General features: G+C 54.1%; 9 protein-coding genes, 5 tRNA genes and 2 rRNA genes. 11 read left to right on the top strand and 5 right to left on the bottom strand.

The window, feature by feature from the left end; translation table 11 throughout:
* Positions 1-246: 246 nt before the first annotated feature.
* The gene (locus tag ACR1UW_RS15600; RefSeq protein WP_498934001.1) at positions 247-3,429 is read left to right on the top strand and encodes an efflux RND transporter permease subunit; all 3,183 of its coding nucleotides are present in this window, start codon (positions 247-249) and stop codon (positions 3,427-3,429) included.
* Between the two features lie 276 nt (positions 3,430-3,705).
* Here ACR1UW_RS15600 and ACR1UW_RS15595 read toward each other — a convergent pair whose 3' ends face one another.
* Positions 3,706-5,256 (bottom strand): IS1182 family transposase, encoded by a 1,551-nt coding sequence (locus ACR1UW_RS15595; RefSeq protein WP_171698435.1) that lies wholly within the window; start codon positions 5,254-5,256, stop codon positions 3,706-3,708.
* Positions 5,257-5,474: 218 nt separating this feature from the next.
* On the opposite strand from ACR1UW_RS15595, the gene ACR1UW_RS15590 reads away from it, so the two are divergent.
* Genes ACR1UW_RS15590 through ACR1UW_RS15580 form a run of 3 tightly spaced genes read left to right on the top strand, consistent with a single transcriptional unit; the run spans position 5,475 to position 6,582 of the window.
* On the top strand, positions 5,475-5,753 hold the full coding sequence (locus ACR1UW_RS15590; RefSeq protein WP_011888101.1) for a hypothetical protein: 279 nt from the start codon (positions 5,475-5,477) through the stop codon (positions 5,751-5,753).
* A 20-nt stretch (positions 5,754-5,773) separates the two neighbouring features.
* Positions 5,774-6,274: a GNAT family N-acetyltransferase gene (locus ACR1UW_RS15585; protein WP_082063613.1), complete on the top strand. Its 501-nt coding sequence runs from the start codon at positions 5,774-5,776 to the stop codon at positions 6,272-6,274.
* A 56-nt stretch (positions 6,275-6,330) separates the two neighbouring features.
* On the top strand, positions 6,331-6,582 hold the full coding sequence (locus ACR1UW_RS15580) for a hypothetical protein (protein ID WP_033016279.1): 252 nt from the start codon (positions 6,331-6,333) through the stop codon (positions 6,580-6,582).
* Between the two features lie 123 nt (positions 6,583-6,705).
* Here ACR1UW_RS15580 and ACR1UW_RS15575 read toward each other — a convergent pair whose 3' ends face one another.
* From ACR1UW_RS15575 to ACR1UW_RS15565, 3 genes are all read right to left on the bottom strand, one after another.
* Positions 6,706-7,614 (bottom strand): thermonuclease family protein, encoded by a 909-nt coding sequence (locus ACR1UW_RS15575; RefSeq protein ID WP_237420762.1) that lies wholly within the window; start codon positions 7,612-7,614, stop codon positions 6,706-6,708.
* A 62-nt stretch (positions 7,615-7,676) separates the two neighbouring features.
* Positions 7,677-7,749: transfer RNA gene (locus ACR1UW_RS15570), tRNA-Ala, on the bottom strand.
* Positions 7,750-7,818: 69 nt separating this feature from the next.
* Complete coding sequence (locus tag ACR1UW_RS15565) at positions 7,819-8,496, bottom strand: MgtC/SapB family protein (RefSeq protein ID WP_033016277.1); 678 nt, start codon at positions 8,494-8,496, stop codon at positions 7,819-7,821.
* A gap of 61 nt (positions 8,497-8,557) precedes the next feature.
* On the opposite strand from ACR1UW_RS15565, the gene ACR1UW_RS15560 reads away from it, so the two are divergent.
* Positions 8,558-9,466 (top strand): DMT family transporter, encoded by a 909-nt coding sequence (locus tag ACR1UW_RS15560; protein ID WP_055358307.1) that lies wholly within the window; start codon positions 8,558-8,560, stop codon positions 9,464-9,466.
* Here the strand turns inward: ACR1UW_RS15560 and ACR1UW_RS15555 are convergent.
* Entirely contained in the window at positions 9,437-10,258 is an 822-nt protein-coding gene (locus ACR1UW_RS15555) for a protein-glutamine gamma-glutamyltransferase (protein ID WP_033010740.1), read from the bottom strand. The two genes, ACR1UW_RS15560 and ACR1UW_RS15555, sit on opposite strands and share 30 nt — an antisense overlap.
* 453 nt (positions 10,259-10,711) lie before the next feature.
* Here ACR1UW_RS15555 and ACR1UW_RS15550 point away from each other — a divergent pair.
* The 6 genes from ACR1UW_RS15550 to ACR1UW_RS15525 all read left to right on the top strand — a co-directional run bounded on the left by ACR1UW_RS15550 (position 10,712) and on the right by ACR1UW_RS15525 (position 16,180).
* A 16S ribosomal RNA gene (locus ACR1UW_RS15550) occupies positions 10,712-12,270 on the top strand.
* A 402-nt stretch (positions 12,271-12,672) separates the two neighbouring features.
* Positions 12,673-15,600 (top strand): 23S ribosomal RNA (locus ACR1UW_RS15545).
* Together the 16S and 23S rRNA genes with 4 tRNA genes alongside form the textbook arrangement of a ribosomal RNA operon.
* Positions 15,601-15,839: 239 nt before the next feature.
* Positions 15,840-15,914 (top strand) — tRNA-Asn (locus tag ACR1UW_RS15540).
* Between the two features lie 4 nt (positions 15,915-15,918).
* A tRNA-Ser gene (locus tag ACR1UW_RS15535) sits at positions 15,919-16,009 on the top strand.
* 14 nt (positions 16,010-16,023) lie between these two features.
* Positions 16,024-16,095: transfer RNA gene (locus tag ACR1UW_RS15530), tRNA-Glu, on the top strand.
* Positions 16,096-16,104: 9 nt separating this feature from the next.
* Positions 16,105-16,180 (top strand) — tRNA-Val (locus ACR1UW_RS15525).
* Positions 16,181-16,208 lie beyond the last annotated feature (28 nt).

Genomic DNA, 16,208 nt, shown 5'->3' with positions numbered 1-16,208 from the left:
CGCTAGAGCATAACAAAAGATGGGAGGTGTGTGATAAGGTGGAACCTGAATGAAGAAAAGACGGGATGGTTGACCTAGAAATGGGCTCGAATACATAGCAGCATGTCGGATCGATGTTCAGCAATCAGATGAGGTGGGTTTCCAATTTTGACAAATGACCATTTGGTCAATTAGTATATAACTTGTGACCGTATAGTCATAGGAAAGTGGAACCAATATGATCATGGATTTAAAGGGGAGAAGCGCGTGAGGAAAGTCATTCAGTTTTCGCTCAATAATAAGCTCGCCATTTGGATTTTGACGATTATTGTTGCTGTGGCAGGGTTGTATTCGGGAATGAACATGAAACTCGAAACGATCCCGAACATTAACGTTCCGTTCATTTCCGTCTCGACGGTCTATCCGGGGGCTACGCCGGAAGAAGTGGCCAAGAAGGTGACGGAGCCGATTGAACAGCGGATCGAACATTTGGACGGTGTCACGGTTGTCCGTTCCTCTTCCTTTCAACATGCATCGTTTGTACAAATTGAATATGATTTCGACAAAGATATGGAAAAAGCGCAAAATGAAGTGAAAGAGGCGCTTAGTCATTTGAAGCTGCCTGATGGGGCGCAGGAGCCGGACGTTTCCCGGATTAGCTTTTCCGCTTTTCCGGTCATCTCATTAAGCGTGACCAATCCGGACGAATCGTTAGCTGAGCTGACAGAAACGGTTGAGCGTCATGTCGTCCCGGAATTGGAGGGCATCGACGGCGTTGATTCGGTTGAAGTCGCTGGCCAGCAAATGCAAGAAGTGAACATTCGATTCGATGAACAGAAGTTGAAGCAGTATGGGCTGACTGAACAATCGGTCATCAACGTCATTCAAGCTTCCGCTGTTTCACTTCCGCTCGGTCTGTACACGTTTGGAGATACGGAAAAATCGGTCGTCATCGACGGACGCATCGTCACGGTCGATGACTTAAAAGCGCTCCGCATTCCGATCGCCCCTGCTAATGGAGCAGCGCAGTCACCGATGGCAGGCGGCGAAGGAATGGGAGCGGCCGGTCAGATGCAAGGAATGGCGGCAGGTCAAGGAGCAGCGGCCCAAACGCAAGGCGCCGCTTCTGGCCAAGCAGGTACATCTCCTTCGATTCCTTCTGTTTCGTTGAGCGATCTGGCTGAAGTGGAAGTCGTCGCTAAAGCAGAATCGATTTCGCGGACGAACGGTGAACCGTCAATCGGCGTGCAAATCGTGAAAGCGCAAGACGCTAATACGGTCACTGTCGTCAACGCCGTCAAGGAAAAAATCAAAGATCTCGAGAAGCGCTATGACGGGTTGCGCATTATCACTGTGTTTGACCAAGGGCAGCCGATTGAAGATTCGGTGAACACGATGGTGGACAAAGCAGTGTTTGGCGCACTGTTTGCGGTCATTGTCATTTTCCTATTTTTGCGCAACATCCGCACGACGTTGATTTCCGTCGTGTCGATTCCGCTGTCGCTGTTGATTGCGATTTTGCTGCTGTATGAGATGGATATTACGCTCAATCTCATGACGCTTGGCGCCATGACGGTGGCGATCGGCCGCGTCATTGACGATTCGATCGTTGTTGTGGAAAACATTTACCGGCGCATGACATTGCCGGATGAACCGCTCACTGGAAAAGAACTGATCGTCTCGGCAACGAAAGAAATGTTTATCCCGATCGCGTCGTCGACGATTGTAACGGTGGCCGTCTTTTTGCCGCTCGGATTGGTCAAAGGGATGGTTGGCGAGCTGTTTTTGCCGTTTGCGCTAACGATTGTGTTTGCGTTGCTCGCTTCGCTAATTGTTGCGGTTACCGTTGTTCCGGCGTTGGCTCACTGGCTGTTCCGCAATGGCGTGGCAGCGAAACGCGTCCGGGCAAAGGAAAGAAAAAGCCTCTTGGCGTCTTGGTATAAAACGGTGCTCCGTTGGTCGTTGGATCATAAACTCATCGTGAGCGGCGCAGCCGTGTTGCTGCTTGTTGCAAGTTTGTTCCTCGTCCCGTATGTTGGGGTCAGCTTCTTGCCATCTGATGAGCAAAAAATGATTGTTGCTACGTACAGTCCTGCTCCGGGGCAAACGGTGGATCAAGTGGAACGCATTGCTAAAGAAGTGGAGGCGTTTTTCGAGAAGCGCGACGGAGTAAAGAACATTCAACTGTCTGTCGGCGGGGGCAACCCGATGAACCCGGGTCAGGACAATGCAGCGCTGTTTTATGTCGAGTATGACCCCGATGTGAAAAACTTTGCCGAAGAGAAGGAAAAAGTGATGAAGGCGCTTGATGAGCGCGGAGACAAAGGGGAATGGCAAAGCCAGGACGTTTCGGGCACCGGGACATCCAATGTGATTGAGCTTAACGTGTACGGGGATCAAATGGAAGAAATCGAGCCGATTGTTGAGAAAGTAGCGGACATTTTGCGCGATCATGATGAGTTGACCAATGTGAAAACAAGCATGTCCGCCCGGTTTGAAGAATATACGCTTGTCGCCGACCAGAAAAAATTAAGTGAATTCGGGCTGACTGTTGCACAAATCGCCGCAGCGTTGTCCGAGAATGGCGAGCGCCAAGCGATTGCGACGGTTAAGCAAGATGGTGAAGATCTCAACGTCTACATTGCAACGGAAAAAGAGCAATACGACGATATTCGTGATTTGATGAAGAAAACGATCGTGTCGCCGATCGGTATTCAAGTGCTGATTGAAGATGTGGCCGAGTTGAAAAAAGGACATACGTACAGTGAGGTTCAGCGCTATGACGGCCGGGTATACGCGAGCGTGTCGGCGGAAGTGAAAACGAAAGACGTCGCCGCTGTGTCGGCAGACGTGCAAAAGGCCATCGACAAGCTGCGCGTTCCGTCCAATGTCGATGTCCACATGGGAGGAGTCACCGAAGATATCGAAGAGGCGTTCACCCAGCTCGGATTGGCGATGCTTGCGGCTGTCGCCATCGTCTATTTCGTGCTTGTCGTTACATTTGGCGGCGGTCTGGCGCCGTTTGCGATTTTGTTCTCGCTGCCGTTTACCGTCATTGGTGCGCTGCTGGCTCTGTTTATTGCTGACGAAACCATCAGCATATCGGCGATGATCGGCATGTTGATGTTGATTGGGATCGTCGTGACGAATGCGATCGTCTTGATCGACCGCGTCATCCAGAAGGAACGGGAGGGGTTGCCGGTGCGCGACGCTCTCTTGGAAGCGGCCGGAACGCGCTTGCGCCCGATTTTAATGACGGCCATTGCGACCGTCGGCGCGTTGCTTCCGCTTGCGTTTGGAATGGAAGGCGGGGCGTTGATTTCGAAAGGACTCGGTGTGACCGTCATCGGTGGATTGACGAGCTCTACACTTTTGACCCTGATCATTGTCCCGATCGTTTATGAGACCTTGATGAAGTGGAAGAAAAAAGGCGCTTCCGCAAGCGAGTGACGAGTGCTCGCGTCTTGACTTCGATAGGCGGGGATGCTCGCCGATCGTTGGACGCCGCTTTGTCGCTGCGTTAGAGGAAGAAATGTTCATGCCTTCGTCATTCGACGTTGTCGCTTCATTGGGGTGACGTAAGAGAAGACGGTTGTGTTGTTTTGCAGATGGGCGTTGGGGCTGACCCAAAAGTCCGCCAAAAAGCGGACTTTTGGAGTCAGCCCTCTCTGGTTTTTGTATATTTTACCAAACGGAACAAAATTCCGACTCTGTTCTCCCCCTCATTTACGCCACCAAGGACAATTGCTTGTCCCTAGCGGCTTTTTTGAGAAGATTGTGGGCAGCACAAACCAGCCCCCATTCGATGGAAACTTTTTGGAGGCCTCGCAGGACAAAGCGACGAAACCCGCGATTTTGTTTGATTTGCCCAAATACACTCTCAATGTCGGTTTGGCGTTGGCGGTATCGGGCTTGCCCTTCTTCACTCTCCAACCGTTCGCGGGCTTTCTGTTTTTGTTCATGATAGACGGGGTTCCATTGCGTGGTTCGTCCATACTTGGAAGTCGTGCAGGCCGAACGGAACGGACATCCTTCGCATTCATGGCATTGGTAGTGTCGGGTGACCGAGGTGTATCCTGATTCCGTGGTCTGTTTCGAAGTTCCGGTGCGAACCAGCTTTTTCCCATTGGCGCAAATCCAAACGTCTTCTTCTTCCACATAGGTCCAATTCTGCTGATGATGCGGATTTTTCTTGACCTTGCGCGTGTTCTCCTTCTCATACGTATGGTACTTGATCAAGGCCGATATGTGCTTCTCTTCCAGCTTCACGTAGTTCTCTTCCGAGCCATAAGCCGCGTCAGCGATCAAACGTTCGGGTTCCACGCCGTACTTCTCTCGAACGGTCTCCAAATGCGGGAGAAGACAACGAGTGTCGCCCGGCCTCTGATGAAGGGAATACCCCAAAATAAATTGGCCGGAAGAACCCACCTGTACGTTATAGGCCGGCTTGAGCTGGCCGTTTCGCATGTGATCCTCCTTCAACCGCATGAAGGTGGCATCCACATCGGTCTTGGAATAGCTGTTGCGATCCCCGCATACATGGAGTTGGTGTTCATACTTTTCACTGCGGGGCAAGTAGTCCTCCTTCATCTTCTTGATGGCCTTCTTCAACGGTTGGTTGTCCGGCTCGGCCTCCAACCGTTTTTCCCACTCCTCGGTTTTCTTTCGGATTTCTTCTGACGTAAAGGCCGGCGAAGGGTCGATGTCTTCCGCCTTTTCTTCTTCCACGATCGCCTCGATCTGGGCAATCAGCCGATCGACATTGGCTTGGAGTTTCTCCTGGTACTTCTCAGCCGATTTGCGCCAAACGAAGGTGTACCGGTTGGCATTCGCTTCAATTTTCGTTCCATCCACAAAATAATCTTCCATCTTGACATAGCCGTCGGCCACGAGCAGCGTGATCATTTCCCGGAACAGGTCGTCAATCAGGTCTTTCATCCGCTCCGAACGAAACCGATTGATGGAGCGGAAGTCCGGCTTTTGAAATCCACTTAGCCACATGAGGGGAAGGTGGACTTCGAGCTGCCGTGCAATCTCACGGCCATGATACATTTTTTGGGTGTAAGCGTAAAGGAGAATTTTGGTCATCATTTTCGGATGATAGGCGGAGGCGCCCCCTCCTTTGTAGTAAGCAAGAAACGTCTCCATCGGGATGCGTTCAACCATCTCATGAACCACGTGGGCCATGTTATCCCGTGGAATGAGATCGGCGATGTTGCTTGGCAAAGAGAGGTTGTCCATGGTATACTCTTTAAAGGAAATATGATCATGTTTCATAAAAGAATCGCCCTTCTTTCGGTGGTAGTGGTTTTGGTGACTCTATTCTACCAGAAAAAAGGGCGATTCTTCTATATTTGAGGCAAAAAAGTGGGGGCTGATCCCAAAACGCATTCGCGTTTTGGGTCAGCCCCGTGAGTCTGGGATGACCGAACTCACGCCGTTTTTTTGCCTTTGTCGGAGGAAGGCGGGGCCTTCGTGGGAGAGCGGGCTGCGTCTTGGAGAAAGAAACGGCCAGCCGTCCTAAATGGGGGACACGGGTGATTGGGCGGGGGACAGTCGCTTTGCGGTGCGGGCGCGCCGTCAATAACAAGCGAGGCACAGGTGAACATATGAAGAAGGCGCGAACATCCCCCATTTCTGATAAAATAGGAGTGCGCGTCATTTGGGAACACGGGCTGAGAAACGCCGCAAGCGACATGATACAAAACGAGCTGGCGTTTCGTGTTCTTTCGCTGTACATAGTGATGTTTCTGATTTTTGAAATGAAAGGCTGATGGAAAAAGGGGGATGCCAAATGGAGCGATGGTTGATTCGCGATGCGACGGCGGCCGATTTGCCGCACATCGTCCGCATTTACAACGAAACGATCCCAAGCCGAATGGTGACAGCGGATTTGGAACCGGTGTCGGTGGAAAGCCGAAAGGCGTGGTTTGAAGCGCATGATCCTCACCATCGGCCGCTTTGGGTGGTGGAAGATGGCGGCGATATTTGTGCCTGGCTCAGTTTCCAATCGTTTTACGGCCGCCCGGCGTACCGCCATACGGCGGAGGTGAGCATTTATATTGCCGAATCGCACCGCGGTCAAGGATTGGGGACGAAGTTGCTGAAGCAAGCGGTCGACAAGGCGCCAGCGCTTGAAATAAAGACGCTGCTCGGCTTTATTTTTGCGCATAATGAACCAAGTTTACGGCTTTTCTCCCGCTTCGGATTTGAACGGTGGGGATATTTTCCGCGCGTGGCGGAACTGGATGGGGTGGAACGCGATTTGGTCATCGTCGGCAAACGGCTTGTATAGAATGGCGTCCGATGGGGCACGGATAATCATGACAATGCCAAGAAAGAGGGAATGACATGAACGTTATGCCGATTCGGCTGTTTACGATTCAAGACGGCGAAGGATTTGTCGCCGACGCCTTTCAATGCCCGGTGACCGGCAATTTGATTTATAAATCGTCCGGCACGCCGTCTGTCATCGCGTACACCGATCTCACAGACTGGCAAATTGCGCGCTTGGAGGAATACGGATTCCGCCGGCTCGAGGCGGCGTCCGGGCGAACGGCCGCCCACGAAGGCGGCATTGAAGAACTGCTCCCGAAACAATAGCAGCGGGTTGTCCTGCAGCCCGCACCAAAACAGCCTGTCCGCACCGGACAGGCTGTTTCATTGGCAGGGCGTCAAGATGCGGGCAGCCGGGCGTTTCGAGCTGCCATCATCCGCCCGCACCGGTCATGTCCCCCGGCGGACGAACCAATAGAGCGCGGCCGCCGCCAGCAAACCAAGCAACGCATAAACAACGGGATGACCCGCGCGGTTTTTCGGCGCCGCCTCTTGATCGGAAGCAGACGGTTGATCGGCGGCCGGGCTGCCAGCGGGCTTCTCGTTTGACGGCGTGTTGCCATCAGGCGGATGGTCCGCCCCGTTTGGCGTTGGCTTTTCATCCGCCGCTCCCCTTCCGTACATGCCCGTCCCCGTCCGTTTTGCCTCGTTCAACGCGGCGCGGACACGGTCTTCGTATTTGTAATCGCCATAGTCATAAAAGTCTTCCACCAATCCCGCTTTGGCAATCTCCTCTTGCAACAGGCGACCGTCCACCCACACCCAGGAGAGCAGCCGCTGGTATTTGTCGAACAACGTATTCCCGTCTGTTTCAAGCACAATGTCCCCTTTTTGCAGGCGGGAGCACGTGAACTGGCTCGCTTCTTTTCCATATGGCTCGACTTCGATCGTGCTTTCCGGGGTGTCAATGAACAAAAAGCGGGTTGTATACACATGGCCGTTCACACGGAATTTGGCCGTGTCACCGTCCACGCACCCTACCAATGCCGCTTTGTATGTCCGGCCCAGCCGCAGCGAAGCATCGCCCTCTTTTCCCCCGAGCGCATGGCCGTCGAGGTCAATGCGGTCAGGAGTGAGGTTTCGCTTGCATCGTTCATTGCCGTTGTATTTCTGAATAAGTTGGACAAGCTCTTCTTTCGTTTTCGCCTGTTTCGCGAGCGCAGTCGGTTCATGCAGCAAGTACGTGCAGTCGCTGTTGCGAAAATGTCCGCCCAATTCATCTAGTTCGCCACGATGGGCGGCTGCATATATCGGGGCCATCAGCACCAAACAAACGATCATGATCATCATTCGCTTCATCGTGATCCCCTCTCCGCGAAATCAGAAAACAAAAAACCCTTGCCACGCAAGGGTTTGACGGATGGAGCATACCGGGCTCGAACCGGTGACCTTCGCGCTGCCAGCACGACGCTCTCCCAACTGAGCTAATGCCCCAAACGGTATGGATCATCTGCCCATGTTCCATTATATATAGTTTGTCGGCTGTTTGCAATCCTTTTTTCATCAGCCGCTTTCAATATCGACATGGACGACGGCGTCGATGGAGCGAATGATGTAGTAAAGCTCGGCGGTCGAGCGCTTTTGGTCAATGACGGCTCTTAGTTTCAGCAAATGCTCATGTTCCTCAACGTCTTTAATGCGGATCGTTTTAATATTGATGCGCTGCTGTTTTAAATGATCAATCACTTTGGTGATGTTTTTCGCCTCATCGACCGTAATTTGCAGCATCACCTCTTTTTCGCGCAGCTGCTTCGGCCCGAAAAAGTTGATTAAAAATGGAATGAGTTCGACGCTGACAATGAGCAGCGCCACACCGAACGCCGATTCCCAATAAAAGCCCGCGCCAACCGCCACGCCAATCCCTGCCGCCCCCCAAATGATCGCGGCGGTCGTCAGCCCGGTAATGCTGTCGTTGCCGCGGCGCAAAATGACGCCCGCTCCCAGGAACCCAACCCCGGATACGATTTGCGCGGCAAGGCGGAGCGGGTCCATTGTGATATGGTCTTTAAGAGGAAAGACGTACGCCGATTCGATCGAAACGATCGTAAGCAGGCAACTGGAAATGGAAATGACAAGGCACGTTTTCAAGCCGACCGGTTTTCGCTTCAATTCCCGTTCCAACCCGATAATCAGCCCGAGGATGGCGGAAATCCCTAATTTGAGAAACGGATCAAACATCATTTTTTCTCACCTCGTTCATGGTATAATGAATGTAAAAAAATGTTGGTGAGGAGATGGAAACATGAAGCCGCCAAGCGTAGCGAAATCGTATGCTGCGTTATTGATCGGCGCGCTTGCTGTGTCGACATCGGCCATTTTCGTCAAATGGTCGGAGGCGCCGTCGGCCGTTATCGCGTTTTACCGGCTTTTTTTCGCGGTCGTCATCATGACGCCGTTTTTTCTTCGCCATATCCGCGAACTGAAGCGTATTTCCCGACGCGACTGGTGGTTTTCGATTTGTTCCGGCGTGCTGCTTGCGTTTCATTTTATTCTTTGGTTTGAATCGCTCGACTATACTTCCGTCGCCAGCTCGGTCGTGCTTGTGACGCTGCAGCCGCTGTTCGCCTTTGCGGGCGGGGCGCTCTTTTTCCGTGAGCGGCTGACGGCGGGCGCGCTCGCAAGCGCTGTTTTGGCGATTGCGGGAAGCGTCTTGATCAGCTGGGGCGATTTTCGCGTCAGCGGCGAAGCGCTCTATGGGGACATGTTGGCGTTGGTGGCGTGCGCGATGGTGACGGCGTACTGGCTGTTCGGCCAAGAAGTGCGCCAACGGTTGTCGCTCATGACGTATACATATATCGTCTATGGCATCAGTGCGGCGGTGTTGTGGCTGTACGCGATGCTGTTTCGCCTTTCGCTGGCGGCGTATCAGCTGACGGATTGGCTTTGTTTTCTCGCCCTTGCCGTCATTCCAACGCTGCTCGGCCACTCGGTGATGAACTGGGCCGTCAAATGGGTGAGCGCCTCGACGGTGTCGATGGCGATTTTGTTTGAACCGGTCGGCGCTTCGGCGTTGGCGTACTGGCTGCTCGATGAACCGATCCGCCTGTTTCAATGGATCGGCGGCATTTTTATTTTAACAGGAATCGGGCTGTATTTGTGGGAGAAAAACGAAAAAGGCCCGCTAACGATACAAGAAAGCAGCGGACCCTAACGTCCCGGCGATCCATGGCAGACGGCCGAGCGGCAGGCGGAGTTCGTCGAAGCGGCGGGCGAATTGGGATAAATAAGCGAAGTTCATTTGTGTAATATGAGGAAGAAGATAGGCGGATTTCGTCGCCCACTGCTTCCGCCTCCGGTTGAGGGCGGCGATGATGCCGTCCGCTGTCTCGATGCCGATTCCGTGTCCGTAAAACAAGCCATCGCCCAAATAGATCGTGTTCTCCCCTTGCCATTGCGGCGTCAGCGGATCAACGTCCGGGTTTTTAAAATAAAGGCAGTCCCCGGGGAGAAAGTGTTCTCCCTTTTTCGTTTCGATACCGAGGTCTTTGTCCGTATGCCAGTCATACAGCAGCAAATGGGCAAACAAACGATTGAACGCCGACACGTCAATCCCTTCAAGCACCGCTTTATAAAAAACGATGACGATCGCCGTCGCGCACTCAAAGGCGTACAGTTCGCTGTTGACAAAAATATCATTGATGGCGTCCGATGGAAGAACGTCTGGCCGAAGCTGAAACCCCCCGCGCTCATCCCGCAGCCAGAACTGGCTGTTGCAGCGCGAAAAACGGAAAATGGCAAACTGCGCCCGGCTTTTCGCCAAGTCCACCGAGGCTTGAACGATCTGGCTGCGAAGCTTGATTTCAAACAGCAGTTGCTGTTCGTTCGGATACGTATATAGTTCAGGGGAAGACACAAGGGCGTGCAAAATGCGCTGTTCATTCGGCGGAAGCGAGGACGAGCCGGAAACGTGAAAACCGGACGGAGATGACAAGATGCGAATCAACGCCAAGATGCCTCCTTCAAGAAAGTAAAAATCAAGTAAGTGATGATAGATATATTATTGAAAATGTATGCGCCCGCCGCTCCGCATATTCGTCTGTCTTAGGCGGACAAGTTGCCAAGGCAGCGGGCGCCGTATTCCAACATGATATAAAGGAAGAAGGGGGCAGCAGCGTCGCAAAAAAAATAAAAAAAGGTATTGCATTTTTGTTTTTGAGGTGATATATTAAATAGCGTCGTTGCTAGAACGAACAGTTCGGACGCGACGGGCAAGAAAAACAGTTGACAACGAAAAGATGTTATGTTAATATAAAGAAGCTGCTTGCGAGAGACAACGGGTTGATGAGGAAGTGAAATTCCTTGCATCCAAGCAGTGCGATCGTTCCTTGAAAACTGAACGAAACGAAGCGCGTGCGCCATGACCATTGGTTTTGGCGCTGAACAAGCCAATCAACTTTCTTTGGAGAGTTTGATCCTGGCTCAGGACGAACGCTGGCGGCGTGCCTAATACATGCAAGTCGAGCGGACCGGATTGGGGCTTGCCTTGATTCGGTCAGCGGCGGACGGGTGAGTAACACGTGGGCAACCTGCCCGCAAGACCGGGATAACTCCGGGAAACCGGAGCTAATACCGGATAACACCGAAGACCGCATGGTCTTCGGTTGAAAGGCGGCCTTTGGGCTGTCACTTGCGGATGGGCCCGCGGCGCATTAGCTAGTTGGTGAGGTAACGGCTCACCAAGGCGACGATGCGTAGCCGGCCTGAGAGGGTGACCGGCCACACTGGGACTGAGACACGGCCCAGACTCCTACGGGAGGCAGCAGTAGGGAATCTTCCGCAATGGGCGAAAGCCTGACGGAGCGACGCCGCGTGAGCGAAGAAGGCCTTCGGGTCGTAAAGCTCTGTTGTGAGGGACGAAGGAGCGCCGTTCGAAGAGGGCGGCGCGGTGACGGTACCTCACGAGAAAGCCCCGGCTAACTACGTGCCAGCAGCCGCGGTAATACGTAGGGGGCGAGCGTTGTCCGGAATTATTGGGCGTAAAGCGCGCGCAGGCGGTTCCTTAAGTCTGATGTGAAAGCCCACGGCTCAACCGTGGAGGGTCATTGGAAACTGGGGGACTTGAGGGCAGGAGAGGAGAGCGGAATTCCACGTGTAGCGGTGAAATGCGTAGAGATGTGGAGGAACACCAGTGGCGAAGGCGGCTCTCTGGCCTGTACCTGACGCTGAGGCGCGAAAGCGTGGGGAGCAAACAGGATTAGATACCCTGGTAGTCCACGCCGTAAACGATGAGTGCTAAGTGTTAGAGGGGTCACACCCTTTAGTGCTGCAGCTAACGCGATAAGCACTCCGCCTGGGGAGTACGGCCGCAAGGCTGAAACTCAAAGGAATTGACGGGGGCCCGCACAAGCGGTGGAGCATGTGGTTTAATTCGAAGCAACGCGAAGAACCTTACCAGGTCTTGACATCCCCTGACAACCCAAGAGATTGGGCGTTCCCCCTTCGGGGGGACAGGGTGACAGGTGGTGCATGGTTGTCGTCAGCTCGTGTCGTGAGATGTTGGGTTAAGTCCCGCAACGAGCGCAACCCTCGCCTCTAGTTGCCAGCATTCAGTTGGGCACTCTAGAGGGACTGCCGGCGACAAGTCGGAGGAAGGTGGGGATGACGTCAAATCATCATGCCCCTTATGACCTGGGCTACACACGTGCTACAATGGGCGGTACAAAGGGCTGCGAACCCGCGAGGGGGAGCGAATCCCAAAAAGCCGCTCTCAGTTCGGATTGCAGGCTGCAACTCGCCTGCATGAAGCCGGAATCGCTAGTAATCGCGGATCAGCATGCCGCGGTGAATACGTTCCCGGGCCTTGTACACACCGCCCGTCACACCACGAGAGCTTGCAACACCCGAAGTCGGTGAGGTAACCCGCAAGGGAGCCAGCCGCCGAAGGTGGGGCAAGTGATTGGGGTGAAGTCGTAACAAGGTAGCCGTACCGGAAGGTGCGGCTGGATCACCTCCTTTCTAAGGACGAAAAGCGGAGGCCGCAATGGCCAACTGTCGATACACAGCGCTTTCGTTTCGTTCAGTTTTGAGGGAATGAGAAATTCCTTCACTTGTTTTGCGCCTGCGTCTTCTAGCAGATTCAAGGAAGATGGATTCCTCGGCGCAAAGCTGCAAGGAAGCAGACTCAAGGCAGTCGCTTCGTTCAGTTTTGAAGGGATGAGAAATTCCTTCAAAAGCGCCTGTGCCTGCGTCTGCTAGCAGGTTCGGGGAAGTAGCTTCGTTTGCGTCTGCGTCTACAAGCGGATTCGGAGAAGCCGAATTCCTCGACGCAAGACTGCAGAGAAGCAAATTCAAGAAGCAGTCTCGTTCCTTGAAAACTAGATAACCGGAAACACAAAGGAAGAAGCCGAGAGCGCTGTAGGTTAAGCTAGAAAGGGCGCACGGTGGATGCCTTGGCACTAGGAGCCGATGAAGGACGGGGCAAACGCCGAAACGCTCCGGGGAGCTGTAAGCAAGCGTTGATCCGGAGATGTCCGAATGGGGGAACCCACTGTCCGTAATGGGGCAGTATCCATGCCTGAATCCATAGGGCATGGAGGGCACACCCGGGGAACTGAAACATCTTAGTACCCGGAGGAGAAGAAAGCAAACGCGATTCCCTGAGTAGCGGCGAGCGAAACGGGAACAGCCCAAACCAAGAGGCGTGCCTCTTGGGGTTGTAGGACCGCTCATTGTGGGAGTGAGAAAGGAACGGGGTAGACGAACCGGTCTGGAACGGCCGGCCAGAGAAGGTGACAGCCCTGTAGTCGAAACTTCGTTCCCTCCCGAGCGGATCCTGAGTACGGCGGGACACGGGAAATCCCGTCGGAAGCAGGGAGGACCATCTCCCAAGGCTAAATACTCCCTAGTGACCGATAGTGCACCAGTACCGTGAGGGAAAGGTGAAAAGCACCCCGGAAGGGGAGTGAAAGAGAACCTGAAACCGTGTGCCTACAAGTAGTCAGAGCGCGTTCATGCGTGATGGCGTGCCTTTTGTAGAATGAACCGGCGAGTGACGATGGCGTGCGAGGTTAAGCCGAAGAGGCGGAGCCGCAGCGAAAGCGAGTCTGAACAGGGCGAAAAGTACGTCGTCGTCGACCCGAAACCAGGTGATCTACCCATGTCCAGGGTGAAGGCCGGGTAACACCGGCTGGAGGCCCGAACCCACGCACGTTGAAAAGTGCGGGGATGAGGTGTGGGTAGGGGTGAAATGCCAATCGAACTTGGAGATAGCTGGTTCTCCCCGAAATAGCTTTAGGGCTAGCCTCGGGATGGAGAGTGTTGGAGGTAGAGCACTGATTGGGCTAGGGGCCCTCATCGGGTTACCGAACCCAGTCAAACTCCGAATGCCAACGACTTATGCCCGGGAGTCAGACTGCGAGTGATAAGATCCGTGGTCGAGAGGGAAACAGCCCAGATCGCCAGCTAAGGCCCCAAAGTGCACGTTCAGTGGAAAAGGATGTGGAGTTGCAAAGACAACCAGGATGTTGGCTTAGAAGCAGCCACCATTTAAAGAGTGCGTAATAGCTCACTGGTCGAGTGACTCTGCGCCGAAAATGTACCGGGGCTAAACGTGCCGCCGAAGCTGCGGGATGACCGTTGGTCATCGGTAGGGGAGCGTTCTAAGGGCGTTGAAGCCAGACCGGAAGGACTGGTGGAGCGCTTAGAAGTGAGAATGCCGGTATGAGTAGCGAAAACAGAGGTGAGAATCCTCTGCGCCGAAAGCCTAAGGGTTCCTGAGGAAGGTTCGTCCGCTCAGGGTTAGTCGGGACCTAAGCCGAGGCCGAAAGGCGTAGGTGATGGACAACAGGTTGAGATTCCTGTACCACCTCCTTCCCGTTTGAGCGATGGGGGGACGCAGGAGGATAGGGCGAGCAGGCGGCTGGAAGAGCCTGTCCAAGCCGCAAGGCTGATCCGTAGGCAAATCCGCGGATTGTAAGGCCAAGCGGTGATGGCGACGGAGTCATCCGGAAGTCCCCGATTTCACACTGCCAAGAAAAGCCTCTAGCGAGGGAAGAGGTGCCCGTACCGCAAACCGACACAGGTAGGCGAGGAGAGAATCCTAAGGCGCGCGGGAGAACTCTCGTTAAGGAACTCGGCAAAATGACCCCGTAACTTCGGGAGAAGGGGTGCTCGTTTGGGTGAAGAGCCCGAACGAGCCGCAGTGAAAAGGCCCAAGCGACTGTTTATCAAAAACACAGGTCTCTGCGAAGCCGAAAGGCGACGTATAGGGGCTGACACCTGCCCGGTGCTGGAAGGTTAAGGGGAGCGCTTAGCGGAAGCGAAGGTGCGAACCGAAGCCCCAGTAAACGGCGGCCGTAACTATAACGGTCCTAAGGTAGCGAAATTCCTTGTCGGGTAAGTTCCGACCCGCACGAAAGGTGTAACGACTTGGGCGCTGTCTCAACGAGAGACCCGGTGAAATTATACTACCTGTGAAGATGCAGGTTACCCGCGACAGGACGGAAAGACCCCGTGGAGCTTTACTGCAGCCTGATATGGAATTTTGGTATCGCTTGTACAGGATAGGTGGGAGCCTGGGAAGCCGGAGCGCCAGCTTCGGTGGAGGCGGCGGTGGGATACCACCCTGGCGATATTGAAATTCTAACCCGCACCCCTTAGCGGGGTGGGAGACAGTGTCAGGTGGGCAGTTTGACTGGGGCGGTCGCCTCCCAAAAGGTAACGGAGGCGCCCAAAGGTTCCCTCAGAATGGTTGGAAATCATTCGGAGAGTGCAAAGGCACAAGGGAGCTTGACTGCGAGACGGACAGGTCGAGCAGGGACGAAAGTCGGGCTTAGTGATCCGGTGGTTCCGCATGGAAGGGCCATCGCTCAACGGATAAAAGCTACCCCGGGGATAACAGGCTGATCTCCCCCAAGAGTCCACATCGACGGGGAGGTTTGGCACCTCGATGTCGGCTCATCGCATCCTGGGGCTGTAGTCGGTCCCAAGGGTTGGGCTGTTCGCCCATTAAAGCGGTACGCGAGCTGGGTTCAGAACGTCGTGAGACAGTTCGGTCCCTATCCGTCGCGGGCGCAGGAAATTTGAGAGGAGCTGTCCTTAGTACGAGAGGACCGGGATGGACGCACCGCTGGTGTACCAGTTGTCCCGCCAGGGGCACCGCTGGGTAGCTATGTGCGGACGGGATAAGCGCTGAAAGCATCTAAGCGTGAAGCCCCCCTCAAGATGAGATTTCCCACCGCGTCAGGCGGGTAAGATCCCTCGAAGATGACGAGGTCGATAGGTCCGAGGTGGAAGCGTGGCGACACGTGGAGCTGACGGATACTAATCGATCGAGGGCTTAACCTAGAAAAGCGCAGGCGAGCGGTTCGCCGCGACGGGCAAATGTTCTTCACCCGCAGGGGTGCTAGCACCCCGAGGGGGAAGGTTATTTGACCCCGAGCGGCGGCGAGCCGGAGCTAGACAATGAAAAGTGGAGGCGCCGCGGCTTCTTCCCGAAACGGTTATCTAGTTTTGAAGGAATGAAAAAAAGTCCTTGACAGCTCAACGCGAATCATTATAATAATAAATGTCTAAAGTGATGTCATTCCGCAGTAGCTCAGTGGTAGAGCAATCGGCTGTTAACCGATTGGTCGCAGGTTCGAATCCTGCCTGCGGAGCCATCGTGGAGAGCTGTCCGAGTGGTCGAAGGAGCACGATTGGAAATCGTGTAGGCGTGAATAGCGCCTCAAGGGTTCGAATCCCTTGCTCTCCGCCATGATTCATCAACATGGCCCGTTGGTCAAGTGGTTAAGACACCGCCCTTTCACGGCGGTAACACGGGTTCGAATCCCGTACGGGTCACTTCTTCGTGGAGGATTAGCTCAGCTGGGAGAGCACTTGCCTTACAAGCAAGGGGTCGGCGGTTCGATCCCGTCATCCTCCACCATTTTCAATCGTTGTGGAGTGGAGCGACG

This window comes from Geobacillus lituanicus, from assembly GCF_050994965.1.
GTDB classification, from domain to species: domain Bacteria; phylum Bacillota; class Bacilli; order Bacillales; family Anoxybacillaceae; genus Geobacillus; species Geobacillus stearothermophilus.
This window is presented reverse-complemented; position numbering and strand designations above follow the sequence as displayed.

Bases quoted from the DNA above. Each gene is read 5' to 3' on its own strand.
- ACR1UW_RS15585 (WP_082063613.1), top strand. From the start codon at position 5,774: ATGGAGCGATGGTTGATTCGCGATGCGACGGCGGCCGATTTGCCGCAC.
- ACR1UW_RS15560 (WP_055358307.1), top strand. From the start codon at position 8,558: ATGAAGCCGCCAAGCGTAGCGAAATCGTATGCTGCGTTATTGATCGGC.
- ACR1UW_RS15575 (WP_237420762.1), bottom strand. From the start codon at position 7,614: ATGAAGCGAATGATGATCATGATCGTTTGTTTGGTGCTGATGGCCCCG.
- ACR1UW_RS15580 (WP_033016279.1), top strand. From the start codon at position 6,331: ATGAACGTTATGCCGATTCGGCTGTTTACGATTCAAGACGGCGAAGGA.
- ACR1UW_RS15565 (WP_033016277.1), bottom strand. From the start codon at position 8,496: ATGATGTTTGATCCGTTTCTCAAATTAGGGATTTCCGCCATCCTCGGG.
- ACR1UW_RS15595 (WP_171698435.1), bottom strand. From the start codon at position 5,256: ATGAAACATGATCATATTTCCTTTAAAGAGTATACCATGGACAACCTC.